Below are 16,025 nucleotides of genomic sequence, written 5' to 3' on the forward strand. Positions count from 1 at the left end.
AGCACGGCTGTAAAAACGGAGGATTGTAAAATGGGTAAACTTGATATAAACAAAAAAGCCAAGGAGGATTCTCTCCTTGCTACGGCTTACAAGCTGTTCACCACCAACGGTGTCAGCAAGACCTCGGTATCGGATATAGCCAAGAGTGCGGGGGTTGCAAAGGGTACTTTCTACCTTTATTTTAAAGATAAGTACGATCTTAAAAACAAGCTGGTGGCGCACCAGTCCTCCAAGCTTTTCAAAAATGCACTTGAAGCACTTGAAGCCGAGAAAAAGGATATGACTTTCAACGAGAAGATGATATACGTTATCGACAATATCCTCGATCAGCTTTCGGGCAATCCGCCCATGGTTGCGTTTATTGCGAAGAACCTGAGCTGGGGTGTTTTCAAGCACGCTGTAAATTCTCCGGCAAAGGGCAATGATATGGATCTCCGTTCGGTATACGACGCTATCCTTGCGGACGCACCCGACGGCATAGAAGAACCTGAGATAATGCTGTTTATGATAGTTGAACTTGTAAGCTCTGCCTGTCATTCAGCCATACTCTACGGTGAACCTGTCAGCCTTGAAAAGCTGAAACCCTATGTTTACCGCAGTGTCAACGATATAATCAACCACCACACAGGTTCTAATTCATAATTCACAATTCATAATTGTTGACATAGGACGTAAGTTTCTTGCGCTCATATCGGGGGATGTGGGCGCTTTTTTTGCGCCTTGATATTTTGGGTAAGGGAACGTTATATACTGCATAAATTGAAAAATATTCAGAAAATACTCTGATGGATTTTCTGTGCGTGAGCACAAACATCGGATAAGAAAAACGATAGTCAGTCCTATGCCAAATAATTATGAATTATGAATTGTGAATTATGAATTATTAAGATTTTGGTCTTGCATTTTATGCGGAAGTATGTTATGATATACGTTAGGGATTTTTTAAGAGAAGTTTTTATAAGAAAAAATTTTACGCACGATACAGTGCGGGATAGGAGTTTAGTATGCCAAAGAAACAGGATATCAACAAGATTATGATCATCGGTTCCGGTCCTATTATTATAGGTCAGGCTTGTGAGTTTGACTACTCAGGTACTCAGGCTTGCAAGGCACTGAGAAATCTGGGATATGAGATAGTGCTGGTCAATTCAAACCCCGCTACCATCATGACAGACCCCGATGTTGCCGATATCACCTATATCGAGCCCCTCAATCTCGACAGGCTCACCCAGATAATCGATAAGGAGCGCCCCGATGCGCTGCTGCCTAACCTTGGCGGACAGTCGGGTCTTAACCTCTGCTCCGAGCTTGACAAGGCAGGCGTGCTGAAAAAGTACAATGTTCAGGTCATCGGTGTACAGGTTGACGCAATCGAGCGCGGCGAGGACAGAATTGAGTTCAAGAACGCCATGAACGAGCTGGGTATCGGTATGCCCAAGAGCCAGGTGGCTTATTCCGTTGACGAGGCTGTAAAGATAGCTGAGGAGCTGAAATACCCCGTAGTTCTTCGTCCTGCTTATACCATGGGCGGTGCAGGCGGCGGTATGGTATACAACGTTGATGAACTCAAAGTTGTATGCGCAAGAGGTCTTCAGGCTTCTCTCGTTGGTCAGGTGCTTGTTGAAGAATGTATCTTCGGCTGGGAAGAGCTTGAACTTGAGGTAGTTAGAGATGCTAACAACAACAAGATAACCGTATGTTTCATCGAGAATATCGACCCCATCGGCGTACACACAGGTGACTCCTTCTGCTCCGCACCTATGCTGACTATCCCCGAGGACGTTCAGAAAGAACTCCAGGATATGTCTTACCGTATAATCGAGTCTATCGAAGTTATCGGCGGCTGCAACTGCCAGTTCGCAAGAAATCCCGAGGACGGCAGGATCGTCGTTATCGAGATCAACCCCAGAACTTCACGTTCTTCCGCACTGGCTTCAAAGGCAACAGGCTTCCCCATAGCACTGGTATCCGCAATGCTCGCCTGCGGTCTTACTCTTGATGAGATACCCTGCGGCAAGTATGGTACTCTTGATAAGTATGTTCCCGACGGCGACTATGTAGTTATCAAGTTCGCAAGATGGGCATTCGAGAAGTTCAAGGGCGCTGAGGACAAGCTGGGCACTCAGATGAGAGCTGTCGGCGAGGTTATGAGCATCGGCAAGACCTACAAGGAAGCTTTCCAGAAGGCTATCCGTTCTCTGGAGACAGGCAGATACGGTCTGGGCTTTGCAAAGAATTTCCACGATCTTTCCAAGGAAGAACTCCTTGAAAAACTGCGTTATCCCACCAGCGAGAGACAGTTCGTTATGTACGAAGCTCTCCGCAAGGGCGCTACAATAGATGAGATCTGGCAGCTGACCAAGATCAAGCACTGGTTCCTCGAACAGATGAAGGAACTTGTTGACGAGGAAGAAGCTCTGCTGAAAAATAAGGGCGCTGTTCCCGCAGAAGCTGTACTCAAGCAGGCTAAGCTGGACGGTTTCTCCGACAGATATCTGTCTTCTCTCCTTGAAGTTACCGAGGAGGAGATAAGAAATGCCCGCATCGGCTTCGGTATAAAGGAAGCCTGGGAGGGCGTACACGTAAGCGGCACAAAGGACGCAGCTTACTACTACTCCACTTACCACCTTGATGAGGATAACAGCCCCGTAAATACCGATAAGCCCAAGATCATGATACTTGGCGGCGGTCCTAACCGTATCGGTCAGGGTATCGAATTCGACTACTGCTGCGTTCATGCGGCACTGGCACTGAAAAAGTTGGGCTTTGAGTCCATAATCGTTAACTGCAACCCCGAGACAGTTTCTACCGACTATGATACTTCCGATAAGCTGTACTTCGAGCCTCTGACTCTTGAAGACGTTCTGGCTATCCACGATAAGGAGAAGCCTGTGGGCGTTATCGCACAGTTCGGCGGACAGACTCCTCTGAACCTGGCTAACGACCTGAAAAAGTACGGCGTAAATATACTGGGTACAACTCCCGAAACTATCGACCTCGCAGAGGACAGAGATCACTTCCGTGCAATGATGGACAAGCTGGGTATTCCTATGCCCGAAGCAGGTATGGCTGTCAATGTTGACGAAGCTCTGGAGATCGCTAACCGCATCGGTTATCCCGTAATGGTAAGACCTTCCTACGTACTGGGCGGCCGCGGCATGGAGATAGTTCACGATGATGAGATGATGAGAGTTTATATGTCTGCTGCGGTAGGCGTAACTCCCGACAGACCTATACTTATAGACCGTTTCCTCAACCACGCAACAGAGTGCGAGGCTGACGCTATATCAGACGGCGAGCACTGCTTTGTTCCCGCTGTTATGGAGCACATCGAGCTTGCAGGCGTACATTCCGGTGACTCCGCTTGCATACTGCCTTCCAAGAACCTTAGCGAGAAGCAGGTAGCTACCATCAAGGAATATACCAAGAAGATAGCTGTGGAGATGAACGTAAAGGGTCTGATGAATATGCAGTACGCTATCGAGGGCGATACCGTTTACGTACTGGAAGCTAACCCCCGTGCATCGAGAACAGTTCCCCTGGTATCCAAGGTTTGCTCTATCAACATGGTAAAGATAGCTACCGAGATAATCACTGCACCTCTGACAGGCAATGCTTCTCCCGTACCTCAGCTGAAGGACAAGAAGATAGGTCACTACGGCGTTAAGGAAGCTGTATTCCCCTTCAATATGTTCCAGGAAGTTGACCCTGTACTCGGACCTGAGATGAGATCCACAGGTGAAGTTCTGGGTATCTCACCCAGCTTCGGCGAGGCTTACTACAAGGCTCAGGAAGCTACTAAGACAGCACTGCCCACAGAGGGCACAGTACTGCTCAGCGTATGCGACAGAGATAAGCCCGAGCTTATCGAGATAGCTAAGTCTTTCAGCGAACTCGGCTTCAATATACTGGCAACAGGCAAGACCTACGAGATGATAGTTGATGCAGGTATCCCCGCAAAGAAGATCTTCAAGATCTACGAGGGCAGACCCAACATCGCTGATGAGATCGCAAACGGTGAGATCCAGCTGATAATCAACACTCCCGCAGGCAAGACCAGCGCTCACGATGACAGCTATATCAGAAAGAATGCTATCAAGCACCGCATACCCTACATCACCACTATGGCAGCAGCCAAGGCAAGTGCCGAGGGCATACGTGCTATCAAGCAGAAGACTCACTTCGGCGTTAAGTCTCTCCAGGCTCACCACGCTGATATTACCGAGTAATAATAAAAATAACACAGCGCTCGCATCATCAAGGTGCGGGCGCTGTTTTTTCGTATTAGTTCATTGGTGTAGTGCTTATAGTTTCGTCTCCGTTGGGGTCGATCTCAATGTAGATAAACGCATCGTCGAATTCAAGTTCGCATTTGCCGCAGCCGTTTTCGTCGAGCTTATCGGTGATATTTTCCTTGTAGTCCTTGTAGTAAACCCAGACAGAACCGTCGTCACCGTGATCTAAAGTAGGCTGAGCGCTGCCGATATGCTCCATCAGCTCCTCCTCGGTGAGGGCTCTCTGTCTGCCAAAGCCGTCCATAGCCACACCGCCGCCGTGTATCTCCTTTTCCTCGCCGCTCTCATCGGTGTATTTCAGCTCGTATTCAGTCATATCCTCACTTTGCTTTATATCCACAACAGCTTCGGTCTGTTCGCCGTTGAGCCATATATTCACTTTCTTCTGTATACCGCCGATATCTGTCGCATAAGCACCAATGCTCATTGCTGCCACGATAGCTGCTGCTGCACAAACTGCTGTTACTCTCTTTGAAATTCTGATACCTTTTCTCTTGTTCATTGCTGTTTCCTCCAAATCAAATTCGGAGGCGTGAAGCACTGAAAATGTCCGCTGATATTTTTCCTTGTTAGTCATTGTTCCATTCCTCCGTCAACATTTCTTTCAACAGAGCCCGCCCTCTGCTGAGCTGACTTTTTACCGTGCCCTCTCGCCGTTTCAGTGTTTTTGATATCTCTGTGATGCTCTGTTCCTCGTAATAAAACAAGTGTATAACTATACGATATTTGTCGGGAAGCTTCATCACTGCCTCAAATAGTTCGCTGTCCTCGGGTGCGGCGAATTCCAGCTCGTCCATATAGTCCTCCCACGGGACGGAATTTTTTCTTGCGAACGAGCGTGTGAAATCCTTTGCACGGTTGATAGCAGTACGCAGAAGCCACGCTTTTATATGTTCTTCATCATTATAGTCCATATTTTTGGATATGTACTTGATGAAAGTGTCGTGTACCGCATCGTCTGCGTCAGTCTTGTCGCGGCATATACTGAATGCCGCCGCAAAGGCGTTGTCCGCGAATCTGCGGTAGGCTTCTTCTGCTGTCAGTCTCATTCGGGTGTCTCCTTAGTTTTTTCTCTCTGAAAGGTCCTTTCAGCAATAACACGTTTGAGAGTGCCGAAAGGTTGCAAAAAAAGAAAAAATTTTTTTCAGAATTTTTTTACAGCCGTGAAACGCCTGAAAAATCGGCATTCCACAAAATATGCGCCCGCCAAAAATGCGAGCGCATACGAATTTTTACGAAAGTATACCAGATCATACGACCGTATACGAAGCCTTACGAACGTATCTTCATCGTCCTCATTGCATTGAGTATGGCTATAACCGATACACCAACGTCTGCAAACACTGCAAGCCACATATTAGCGATACCAAGCGCACCCAGTATCAGCACCAGCGCTTTTACACCAAGTGCGAATACTATGTTCTCACGAACTATACGTACCGTCTTGCGTGCTATCTTCATGGCAAGTGATATCTTAGCGGGGTCATCGTCCATAAGAACTATATCTGCCGCTTCGATAGCCGCGTCGCTTCCAAGGCTTCCCATGGCTATACCAACATCTGCGCGTGTAAGAACAGGTGCATCGTTTATGCCGTCACCCACAAATACCAGTGAAGAACCCTCCTGCTTTTCTTTCAGAAGTTCTTCCACCTTTTCCACCTTGTCCGCAGGCAGAAGTTCAGCGTAAACCTTATCAAGTCCAAGCGTATTTGCAACTTCCTCTGCTGTTGACTTTGCATCGCCCGTAAGCATAACAGTCTGCTTTACGCCGTTTTCTTTAAGACTCTTTATAGCCGCTGCGGAAGTCTCCTTTACAACATCGGATATAACGATATGTCCCGCATATCCGCCGTCAGCCGCAACGTGAACCATCGTACCTCTGCACCCGCATTCTGGTACACTGACGCTTTGCTGTTCCATCAGCTTTTTGTTTCCCGCAAATACCTCTCTGCCGTCTATCACAGCACGTATGCCGTGACCCGATATCTCTTCATCGGAAGTTATTCTGCCGTGATCGACTTCCTTGCCGAATTTGGCGCATACCGACTTTGCTATCGGGTGGTCGGAGTAGCTTTCAGCATGGGCGGCAAGGTCGAGAAGTTCGTCCTCGCCCATAGAATCGGTGTGTATCTTCGTTACCTCAAAACTGCCCTTTGTAAGCGTTCCTGTTTTGTCAAACACAACAGTTTCGGCATTAGCCAGTGCTTCCAGATAATTTCCGCCCTTTACCAGTATGCCGCGCTTGCTGGCACCGCCTATGCCTCCGAAAAAGCTCAGTGGTACAGATATTACCAGCGCACAGGGGCAGGATATTACAAGGAATATCAGCGCACGGTGTATCCAGTCAGCCCAGCCGCCGCCCAGTATCAGCGGAGGAAGTACAGCAAGCACCGCCGCCGCGATAACTACCGAAGGCGTATAGTACCTTGCAAAGCGTGTAATGAAATTCTCGGACTTGGCCTTTTTCGTAGCCGAGTTTTCCACCAGTTCCAGTATCTTCGTAACAGTGGAATCCTCATATTCCTTGGTGACCTTCACTTTCAGCAGACCGCTCTGATTTATGCAGCCGCTTATTACTTCGTCCCCCACCTTTACCGACCTCGGCAGGCTTTCGCCTGTAAGCGCCGCAGTATCCACCGAAGAACTGCCCTCGATTATAACGCCGTCAAGGGGTATCTTTTCGCCGGGCTTTACAACAATGATGCTGTCAAGCTCAACTTCCTCCGGGTCAACTTCTTCAAGCTGACCGTCCCTTTCAACGTTTGCATATTCGGGACAGATATCCATAAGGTCTGATATTGACTTCCTCGATCTGCCCACAGCCACGCTCTGAAAAAGCTCACCTGTCTGATAAAACAGCATGACAGCCGAAGCTTCGGGATATTCGCCCACGAAAAGCGCACCTACGGTAGCTACGCACATCAGGAAATTCTCATCAAAGACCTGCCCGTGTATTATACCGCGCACAGCTTTCCACAGCACATCATAGCCTATCACAAAATACGGCACCAGAAATGCTGCCAATCTTAGCAGGCTTTTTTCTTCCAGCGGCAGAAGTGCCGCTGTCACCAGCAGCACCCCCGCGACGATTATCCTTATCAGAACATTTTTCTGCTTCTTCGTCATCTTGATTCTTCTTTCTTAGTTGACTTAGCTGTCGGCTTATCTCAATATGGTATCAGAGTACTATCTGACAATCAGGCTCGACCTTTTTGCACAGATTAACTACTTTGTTCATCAGTGCATCCATATCGGTGCCGTCGGGAACTTTAATGGTCATTTTCTGTGTCAGGAAACTAACTGTGCAGTCCTCAACCTCGGGCAGATCCTTGATAGAGTTCTCCATTTTTGCAGCGCAGTTTGCGCAGTCCAGATCGATCAGTTTGTAAACTTTTTTCATAACATTTTGTCCTTTCAGTATTATATTTACAGCACACCAACTTTGGTGAACTTTTCTAACGTATCATCGGTGATCTTATGAAATTTCACCTGTTGCAGGCTGAAGTTTAATTAATAATTATTCAGCCGATACCAAAGCTAATCCTTTGTGATTATCGCCACAGCGCAGGGCATCCTGCCCTCCACCATATCGAATTCCACATTACTGTAACCGCCGTCAATGAAGAACTGCTTGTAGCTTTCTTCATTGAACTGCTTCGTGAAATGTGCCCCGCAAAAGCTGAACAGCTTTATCAGCAGTTCGCTGTCGCTTTTGCCCATATTTATATATGTGGGTATTATTACTTTTCCGCCCTTTTTGCAGACTCTCATAAGTTCGTCAACAGCCTTGTAGGGTTCGTCCAGCAGATGTATCACATTTCCCGCAACTACCGCATCAAAGTAATTGTCCCTGCATCTGAGTGCCATTATGTTGCATTTGCAAAGTCTGACATTGTCAAACCAGCGAAGATTCTTAGCCGCCTGTCTCAGCATACCGTCCGAAAGGTCGGCGGCAGTCAGTCTGCCTGCTTTCTGTGCAAGAAAACGGCTTATAGAACCTGTCCCGCAGGCACATTCCAGAACTCTGCTGCCTTCTTTGATATATGAAGCGACTTTCGCTCCTGTGCCGTCATAGCACCTTTTGTTGTAAAGCCGTTCAAAAAGGTCGTAAACACCTGCAATGCAGTCCCAGAAGCTCTTTTTCATTTAAGTTATTCTCCTGTCTTTCTCTCACTGTTTCTCTTTTCTGTCTGAATTATTGTACTATTCCAGGATGTGTTCCATGCCCAGCGCCAGTATGCTTCTTACGTGTTCATCCGCCAGCGAATAGAACATTATCTTGCCCTCGCGCCTGAATCTTACAAGCTTGCTGTTTTTCAGCACCCTCAGCTGATGTGAACAGGCTGTCGGCGTAAGCCCCAGCAGCTGCGCCATATCACCCACGCACATCTCGCTTTCAAGAAGTGCATAAAGTATGCGTACTCTCGTGCTGTCGCCGAATACCTTGTAAAGCTCCGCAAGATCGTAAAGCTCCTCATCCGAGGGTGTCTCTCTTTCAAGCCTGTCGATATCTTCCTGTGTCAGCGCAAGATATTCGGGATTTTTGTTTTCCTTCACCTGAAGATCACTTCCTTTCGGTGTACATATGTATCAAATAAACATTTAAACATCTGAACTACTGTTCATATGATAACATATCAGAAGTCATTTGTCAAGACCTTTTGGGATAAATTTAAAAAATCGGGACTTTTACCATCACGAGAACTTTTCTTTGCGCATTATAAAGCCGTTGATGCAGTATGTCCTGCCGAGTTTCAGCGTCGTGCGGAAAAACTTGGCTTCTATCAGTGTAATATCACTCTTTCTGTCATTTTGCACTTTTTTCAAAACGATTTAGAATGAAAATGCCAAGGGATAGATGCGGCTTCTTATGCATTTCTTCCGAACTTTTTTTATTCATATCTTCCCCTGAACCTTTGTAGGATTGCCTATATTCTCACATATGATATTATGCAAATAACTGTTTTAAAATTTAATTCAGACATATTTCTGCAAAAGTTGTACAAAAACGTACAACTTTTTGGGGGTAAAAGGGTGATAGTGAAAGGGTACTTCACAAAAACACGGAGCCCGCTACCCGAATAATAATTATCTCCCACCCCTATCCGCTCCCCCGCGGTATATGAACATTATGTCGGGAAATTACCCTGTTTTATGTGTTTTTGCTCTGATGTATCTTTACAATCGTAAGATATTATGGTATACTATTAATAATATATTAATGAAAGGGGAACTGCATCATGAGTTTTCTTACAGCCGAATCGATATGCAAGACCTACGGAGACGGTGAAAACGCCGTAAAAGCTGTGGATAACGTCAGCTTTACAATACCTAAAGGGCAGATGGCAGCTATAATAGGTGCGTCGGGTTCGGGTAAATCCTCACTGCTTCACATTCTGGGCGGTGTTGACCGTCCTACTTCGGGCAAGGTCATCATCGACGGCACCGATGTATATTCACAGAACAACAAGGAGCTTGCTGTGTTCAGACGGCGCAGAGTAGGGCTGATATACCAGTTCTACAACCTGATACCCGTGCTGACCGCGGCTGAAAATATCACACTTCCCACCGTTATGGACGGCAAAAAGCCCGACCCCGCAAAGGTGGAAGAGATGCTCGAACTTATGGATCTCAAGGACAGAAGCGGTCATCTGCCGTCACAGCTTTCAGGCGGACAGCAGCAGAGAGTCTCCATAGGCAGGGCACTTTTCACAGCCCCGGATGTTATACTCGCCGATGAACCCACAGGTAATCTTGACAGCAAGAACTCCGCTGAGATAATCAGGCTTCTTCGTGAATCGAATATCAAGCTGGGTCAGACCATGATAATCATAACCCACGATGAGGGCATAGCACAGCAGTGCGACCGCATCATCACCATGTCCGATGGCAAAATAGTCAAAGACGAACTTACGAAGTCGGGGAGGTGAGGTGTATGTTCGAGAGATCACTGGCGCTTAAATACATCAAGGCACAGAAGCGCCACAGCATCTTCACCATATGCAGCATAACGGTAGCCATCGCGCTGATGACCCTGCTGTTTACGGGATTTGCGACCTTCAAGGGCATAGTCCGCGGCTCGGTGTATATGGATAAGCCTTACCATTTCAAGCTGATGAAACTTACTGAGGAAGAGTATGCCGAACTTGCGGCAAATGATGAACTCAGTACAGGCGACCCCATAAAAGAGATAGACGGAACCGTTTCCGCCGAAGTGATGATTAATAGCTATCATGAGGATATCGGTCTTTTCATATACGGACTTTTCCCCGAAAAGCAGCTGTACAGCGACCGCTATGAGGAATTCGATACTTCACAGATAGATGTTAACTATGACCTGATAAGCGCCGATAAGCTGGACTTTTCATCAAGATACGAATCTGTACGCGACCTTGCGGCGTTCTTCGTGTTCGTTCTTCTGCTTGCTATCGCACTGAGACTTATGATAGATACTGCCTTTGAGATAAGCTCAAAAGAGAGGGAAAAGCACTTCGGTGTATTGCAGTGCGTAGGTGCGGAGCCTGCACAGATAGTCCGCATGGTCACATTTGAGGGTCTGTTCCTCAGCGTTATCGGACTGCCCTTGGGTATGCTGCTGGGTATCGGAGTAAGTGCGGTCACTCTGAAAGTTGTTGATACCAGCGGAGTTGCCGAGGCATTTTTCACAGCAGAAAAAGCAGAGAAGCTCATGCATCTGCATATCGACCCGCTGATGCTTCTTCTCGCGGCGGCAACAGGACTAGTCTGGGTATTCCTTTCGGCGTATCAGACGGGTATGCGTGTTATCAAAAAGACACCTGTACAAGCTATATTCGGTGACAGCGACAAGACCGTAAAGGTTAGAAAGGCTTCGTTCTTCGGGTCGGTATTCGGCTGGCAGGGCAAGCTTGCATCCCGCAATAACAGCCGTCAGAGAAAGCGCTTCGCTATAACAGTTTTATCGCTGACAGTTTCGATAGCGCTGTTCGCTTCATTCACGATAGTGCTGAAACAGTCGCTGAATGCATTTGAAAAGCTGGTTGATATAGCAGGACTGAATTACGATATGGGCATAGCCATAAAGAGCGAGCAGGATAAACCCAGAAGCTACAAAGAGGGCTATGATGCCGTAATGGAAAGCGGTCTGTTTGAAGTAAATGATTTCTGCAAGGAGCAGGTATCCTATATACAGATGTCTGACGGCACTTTGCAGACCTGCGTGCTCAGGTACTATCCCCGGGGTGTTCTTGAAAAGAAATTCCAAGGCGAACTGCCCGTTAGCTACGATGAACTCACCGAGCAGGGTGCGTACATAATGATGTCGGTGAACGATGAAGAACCCGCAGAACTCTATGATGAGCCCAAGCAGATCGAAGTCGGCGTGATGGAGAAGACTGTTATCTCCGACGAAGAGTATGCTAATATGTCCGCGGCAGATAAGGAAAACGTCAAGGAGTATATAACCGAAGACTATAAGACAGGTGAGAAAAAGCTGGAATACCGCTTCACTACGGAGCTTTACCCGACTACGCTAAATTTAGTGGCTGCCGCGCCCATGTATAAGACCGAGGAGGGCAAAAAGAAGACCTCCGAGGAGGAACTTGCGGGCAATGCATACATAATGGCAGGAACTCTGGATTATTACAACAAAAGCGCATTTACGCTGGCAGGGAAGGGAAGTCTTGCTAACCTTGAAGGTCTGGAGTATATCCATGTTGACCTTGTAAATGATGATGACTACGAAAAAGCCAAGAGCTTTGTTAAAGCCAATGCAGGGCTTATGACCCTTGACGAAGACTATCACGGCGATCTGCTGAAAATGCGTTCGGGTGTAGGTGCTATAAAGATAGGCTCGGCTTTCCTGAGTGTGCTTATCGGTCTGATAGCTCTGGTGAATATGGTAAATATCCTCTCAACGGGCTTGCTCAACCGAAAGTCGGAACTTGCTTCAATGCAGTGCATGGGAATGACGAGAGGTCAGCTGTACGGAATGACTGTCGTGGAGTGTTTACAGTATTCGCTGACTTCTGGCGTGCTGGCAACAGGTTTGATAGAGGCTCTTATGGGGCTTACCTTGCTTCTTTTGAAACGTGTTAAGCTGGACGATGAACTTGGAAGTCTTGTGAATTTTGCAGAGCCTGTTCCGAGAGTATGGATAGCGGCAGCGGCGGCATTTGTGGCGGCTGTTATCGCATCGGTGATAACTCTGCACAGGATAAACAAGGAAAGCCTGACAGATCAGATGAGGACGGTTGAATAAAGACTTTCAAAATGGAGGTCATAGGACTATGGACGATAATAACAGGGCGTATCTTTTCGGACAGATACTGGGAACACATTCGTTTCTCCTGAAAGACGGCTTTCTAAGACCCGATGAGTATTCCGAGATAGCTGAGCATTATTTTCTGCCCGGCGGTGAAACGGGTACAGCCGCAACTGTTCTCGCATCGCTTGGCGTGTGTGTTAAAATGGACGGCACACAGATAGGCAGAGAGGTCGCGCCGATGCTAAAGGACTTTTACAAGGACAAGACCGTTGACCTATCTTCACTTGGCACCTTGCAGGAGGACGCAGGCATTATGGACTACGTAGTCATAGCGGGTCTTGTGCGTTCACCCATGGGCAGATTTCAACAGCTTTTTTCAAGCGGCACAAGATGGTGGAGCATACCTCGCGAGGAAGATATCATTGGCTGCGGTGCTGCGGGCATAGACCCCTTTTTCGGTGAAGAGTCCCTGCTTGCGGCAAAGCTTTGCGTAAAACATGGTGTGCCCTATGTGACCATAGATACGCCCCATAATACTTTCCTGCACCGTCATGCGGCTGTCAATGTGGTATCCCGTGAGTGTACTTCCATGCGCTACAAGGGTATGTCTGCCGAAGAAGTTATGGCACAGATGCAGTCTGAAAGTGATGGGCTGACCATCATAACACAGGGCGGCGATGATATGCTGTACGCAAGGCGGGGCGGAGATATCCACAGTATGAAGCCTTTCAATGTTGAAGTAAAAAGCACTCTCGGCGCAGGTGATACCTTCAAGGCGGGCTGTGTATACGGTCTGATGAAAGGTATGGGCGATGATGAACTTGTGCGCTTCGCAAGCGCCTGCTCTGCAGTTGCGATATCCCGTTTTCCTCTGCCATTGTATCCCCCGAAGCTTGAAGAAGTTGAAGCACTTATAAAAGGATAAATTCAGGCTGCACGGTATTTCACTGTGCAGCCTTGTTTTATGAACATATGGCATACAAAAGGCACTTCGTTCTTTCGGACAAAGTGCCTCTATAAACTATTCTATGCTTTCACGAATAAGCTTTTCAGCGTCCTCGGGTGACAGCGGTCTGCCCCAGATGAAACCCTGTATGTAATCACATCCGATGAGTTTCAGCGTTGCCAGCTGTTCTTTTTCCTCAACGCCCTCCGATACTACCTCGAAGCCCATTATATGCCCGATGGATATTATCGCCGCGACGTACTGTTTTGAGGGGTCGCTGGTGTTCATCTTGTCGATGAAGCTTTTGTCTATCTTCAGAATATTAGCAGGGAAATTGTTCAGATAACTGAGGGAAGAGTATCCCGTGCCGAAATCGTCAATGGCTATCTGTATGCCCATCTTGTGGAGCTTATTTATACAGTGCTGTGCTTTTTCAGCTGAATCTATCATTATGGATTCGGTTATCTCTATTTCCAGATGGTCAGCAGGTATTCCGCTGGCACTCAGTATATCCTTGACTTCATCGAGAAAGTCGTTCTTCATCAGGTGGCGAACCGATATGTTCACACTCAGCATGATGTCAGCGCCCGTTTCGCGTATCAGTCCGCCGATGAACATAGCCGACCTCCTGAACACAGCGCTGTCAACTTTGTCTACCAGTCCCACTTTTTCAGCCACAGGTATGAATTCTCCCGGAGATACCACTGTACCGTCGCTGTCTTTCATACGTGCCAGTGCTTCAAAACCTCTCAGCTTGTGGTCAAGGTCGAACTGTGGCTGTAAATTGAAATACAGCAGGTCGTTTTCAAGGGCATAGATAAGCTTGCGCTCTATCTCAAGAGTGTGTTCTTCTTTCAGAAGCCCGGGTACGAAACGCATGATATGCTGACTGCTTTTCATACGCTTTATCTCGTTCATCGAAGCGTTGGCATAGGATATCAGGCTGTCACTGGTCTTTGCGTCATCAGGGTACAGGCAGTACCCGAAGCTTGCGCTTATGTAAAGGTCACAGCCGTCTATGGTCATGGTAGTGCCCAGGGCATTTTCGTATGTTTTTATGGTAGGTATGATGGCTTCGTTGTCATCGTAGCCCTGTATCACCAGCTGGAATTCGTCACCGCCCATACGCGCAAGATGATCCTGCGTAGCTGTGAGATTATTTTCGGCTATCTTTTTCCAGCGTGAAGCGATCTGTGTAAGCACTCTGTTGCCCGCATCAAACCCTATGGTATCGTTTATGCTCTTGAAGTTGTTTATATCTATGGAAACTATGCAGAATCTCTCACCGTGCTTTATAAGCTTCTCGATAAGGTCGGTGCAGGCGAGCCTGTTGGATAAGCCTGTCAGCTGGTCGGTGTAGCTTATATGTTTCAGGTGTTCCAGCATCTGATAGTTTGAAAGCTTTGAGGATATGAAAAATGAAGTCAGTTCAAGAGTCTCCTTTATGCGTATGGTATCCTCCACCGCGAAATTAGTAGCCCACAAAAAGCCCAGTATCTCGCTGTCGTACTTCAGCGGGAACATAACAAGGCTGTCGACTCCTGCCTCGATGAGGTTTTCGTACCAGTAAAGATTTCTCTCGCGGATATATTCCATATCATTAATGTCTTTGGCAATTATGAAATCGCTCTTGCCGAACATATCTATCCATGTCTTGGTGATATTCCCGAATTCTTCAAAATGGGTAACACGCTTTATCTTGCAGTCCTTGTCAAAGCTTGTGGCAAGCACCGAGGATTCCTTTGTCTCGGGGTCGGTGAGGGCTATCGTACATACATCCGCCCTGCATATCAGGCGGATATCGTTGATGACATCGTTCATGGTGCCTTCGATATCATTTGTGCCGTTGAGTTTTATGCAGGTCTTTATGACATTTTCGGCATATATCCCTGAACTTGCCGAATTCATCATAATGTCAGTATTATCTTTGGCTATCACAGTGTACGTGCAGTAGCAGATATCTCCCTTTTCAATGCACATCGGCATGGCATAGATATCGAACCACATATCAAGGTCGTTGAGGTGTACACAGGTATGCACAGGTATTTTCAGCACAGCGGCGCGAAAACAGATATCTTCAAAGCCCATGTCTTTCGGCAGATAAAGCTCATAAGGCGAATCGGGCACAAAGGTCTTTTTTTTATGGAATATCTCAGGAAGTTCTTTAATATTGGTGCTATCATTGTCGTTACTGTAAGTAATAGGTTCTTCGAAAGGCAGTAAATATTTTTTATTTCCTGCAACTATGCGTATCTGATGATATCCGCCTTCGTTGTCTTTTTCAACGGAGAGTATACAGGTAGGTTCTTCAAAGCTGTCTACGATCATCTGAAAATCCATAGTTTCTCCTTCCCGCAGAGTTAGCATTTAAACTCTGCACATACTCATTTGTTTAATTATAACATAAAGTTGAATTAATTGTCAAGAGAGTTTAAGAAAAACTGACAAGTTATCAAAAAATTACTGTTTGATTTGTACAAGATTAAAGTGTGAATTTTAATGATTGGTTAATGCAGAGAAATTGTGAGGTTAATGTTGA

The 16,025-nt window shown here is 46.9% G+C and carries 13 protein-coding genes; 5 read left to right on the forward strand and 8 right to left on the reverse strand.

Going from position 1 to position 16,025, the window contains the following annotated elements; genetic code table 11:
• The first annotated feature begins 30 nt into the window (after window positions 1-30).
• Both N773_RS0101110 and carB read left to right on the forward strand, forming a co-directional pair.
• Complete coding sequence (locus N773_RS0101110) at window positions 31-642, forward strand: TetR/AcrR family transcriptional regulator (RefSeq protein ID WP_024856043.1); 612 nt, start codon at window positions 31-33, stop codon at window positions 640-642.
• Between the two features lie 362 nt (window positions 643-1,004).
• Window positions 1,005-4,229: a carbamoyl-phosphate synthase large subunit gene (gene carB / locus N773_RS0101115; RefSeq protein ID WP_024856044.1), complete on the forward strand. Its 3,225-nt coding sequence runs from the start codon at window positions 1,005-1,007 to the stop codon at window positions 4,227-4,229.
• 55 nt (window positions 4,230-4,284) lie between these two features.
• Here the strand turns inward: carB and N773_RS0101120 are convergent, their stop codons facing one another.
• The 7 genes from N773_RS0101120 to N773_RS23235 all read right to left on the reverse strand — a co-directional run bounded on the left by N773_RS0101120 (window position 4,285) and on the right by N773_RS23235 (window position 9,122).
• On the reverse strand, window positions 4,285-4,797 hold the full coding sequence (locus N773_RS0101120; RefSeq protein WP_155250843.1) for a hypothetical protein: 513 nt from the start codon (window positions 4,795-4,797) through the stop codon (window positions 4,285-4,287).
• A gap of 67 nt (window positions 4,798-4,864) precedes the next feature.
• A complete protein-coding gene (locus tag N773_RS0101125) occupies window positions 4,865-5,344 on the reverse strand; it encodes a sigma-70 family RNA polymerase sigma factor (protein ID WP_024856046.1) in 480 nt (159 codons plus the stop codon).
• 223 nt (window positions 5,345-5,567) lie between these two features.
• On the reverse strand, window positions 5,568-7,421 hold the full coding sequence (locus N773_RS0101130) for a heavy metal translocating P-type ATPase (protein ID WP_024856047.1): 1,854 nt from the start codon (window positions 7,419-7,421) through the stop codon (window positions 5,568-5,570).
• Between the two features lie 52 nt (window positions 7,422-7,473).
• Entirely contained in the window at window positions 7,474-7,695 is a 222-nt protein-coding gene (locus N773_RS0101135; protein WP_024856048.1) for a cation transporter, read from the reverse strand.
• 137 nt (window positions 7,696-7,832) lie between these two features.
• Window positions 7,833-8,441 (reverse strand): class I SAM-dependent methyltransferase, encoded by a 609-nt coding sequence (locus N773_RS0101140; protein ID WP_024856049.1) that lies wholly within the window; start codon window positions 8,439-8,441, stop codon window positions 7,833-7,835.
• Window positions 8,442-8,498: 57 nt separating this feature from the next.
• Window positions 8,499-8,819, reverse strand: coding sequence for an ArsR/SmtB family transcription factor (locus N773_RS0101145; protein ID WP_431602409.1), 321 nt, complete (start codon window positions 8,817-8,819; stop codon window positions 8,499-8,501).
• A gap of 171 nt (window positions 8,820-8,990) precedes the next feature.
• Window positions 8,991-9,122, reverse strand: a complete 132-nt coding sequence (locus tag N773_RS23235) for a hypothetical protein (protein WP_278245317.1) — start codon at window positions 9,120-9,122, stop codon at window positions 8,991-8,993.
• A 413-nt stretch (window positions 9,123-9,535) separates the two neighbouring features.
• On the opposite strand from N773_RS23235, the gene N773_RS0101150 reads away from it, so the two are divergent.
• Genes N773_RS0101150 through N773_RS0101160 form a run of 3 tightly spaced genes read left to right on the forward strand, consistent with a single transcriptional unit; the run spans window position 9,536 to window position 13,465 of the window.
• On the forward strand, window positions 9,536-10,225 hold the full coding sequence (locus N773_RS0101150) for an ABC transporter ATP-binding protein (RefSeq protein WP_024856051.1): 690 nt from the start codon (window positions 9,536-9,538) through the stop codon (window positions 10,223-10,225).
• Window positions 10,226-10,230: 5 nt separating this feature from the next.
• Complete coding sequence (locus tag N773_RS0101155; protein ID WP_024856052.1) at window positions 10,231-12,534, forward strand: ABC transporter permease; 2,304 nt, start codon at window positions 10,231-10,233, stop codon at window positions 12,532-12,534.
• A 28-nt stretch (window positions 12,535-12,562) separates the two neighbouring features.
• Window positions 12,563-13,465 carry a carbohydrate kinase family protein gene (locus N773_RS0101160; RefSeq protein ID WP_024856053.1) on the forward strand — a complete coding sequence of 301 codons (903 nt, stop codon included), beginning with the start codon at window positions 12,563-12,565 and terminating at the stop codon, window positions 13,463-13,465.
• 96 nt (window positions 13,466-13,561) lie between these two features.
• Here N773_RS0101160 and N773_RS20950 read toward each other — a convergent pair whose 3' ends face one another.
• The gene (locus N773_RS20950; protein WP_024856054.1) at window positions 13,562-15,826 is read right to left on the reverse strand and encodes a putative bifunctional diguanylate cyclase/phosphodiesterase; all 2,265 of its coding nucleotides are present in this window, start codon (window positions 15,824-15,826) and stop codon (window positions 13,562-13,564) included.
• Between the last annotated feature and the right edge of the window lie 199 nt (window positions 15,827-16,025).

Origin of the sequence: Ruminococcus albus AD2013, assembly GCF_000526775.1 — a bacterium.
In the GTDB taxonomy this organism is placed as follows: domain Bacteria; phylum Bacillota; class Clostridia; order Oscillospirales; family Ruminococcaceae; genus Hominimerdicola; species Hominimerdicola alba_A.

Coding starts and splice junctions, on each gene's coding strand:
- N773_RS0101120 (WP_155250843.1), bottom strand. CDS start 4,797: ATGAACAAGAGAAAAGGTATCAGAATTTCAAAGAGAGTAACAGCAGTT.
- N773_RS0101130 (WP_024856047.1), bottom strand. CDS start 7,421: ATGACGAAGAAGCAGAAAAATGTTCTGATAAGGATAATCGTCGCGGGG.
- N773_RS0101140 (WP_024856049.1), bottom strand. CDS start 8,441: ATGAAAAAGAGCTTCTGGGACTGCATTGCAGGTGTTTACGACCTTTTT.
- N773_RS20950 (WP_024856054.1), bottom strand. CDS start 15,826: ATGGATTTTCAGATGATCGTAGACAGCTTTGAAGAACCTACCTGTATA.
- N773_RS0101135 (WP_024856048.1), bottom strand. CDS start 7,695: ATGAAAAAAGTTTACAAACTGATCGATCTGGACTGCGCAAACTGCGCT.
- N773_RS0101110 (WP_024856043.1), top strand. CDS start 31: ATGGGTAAACTTGATATAAACAAAAAAGCCAAGGAGGATTCTCTCCTT.
- N773_RS0101160 (WP_024856053.1), top strand. CDS start 12,563: ATGGACGATAATAACAGGGCGTATCTTTTCGGACAGATACTGGGAACA.
- N773_RS0101155 (WP_024856052.1), top strand. CDS start 10,231: ATGTTCGAGAGATCACTGGCGCTTAAATACATCAAGGCACAGAAGCGC.
- carB (WP_024856044.1), top strand. CDS start 1,005: ATGCCAAAGAAACAGGATATCAACAAGATTATGATCATCGGTTCCGGT.
- N773_RS0101125 (WP_024856046.1), bottom strand. CDS start 5,344: ATGAGACTGACAGCAGAAGAAGCCTACCGCAGATTCGCGGACAACGCC.
- N773_RS0101150 (WP_024856051.1), top strand. CDS start 9,536: ATGAGTTTTCTTACAGCCGAATCGATATGCAAGACCTACGGAGACGGT.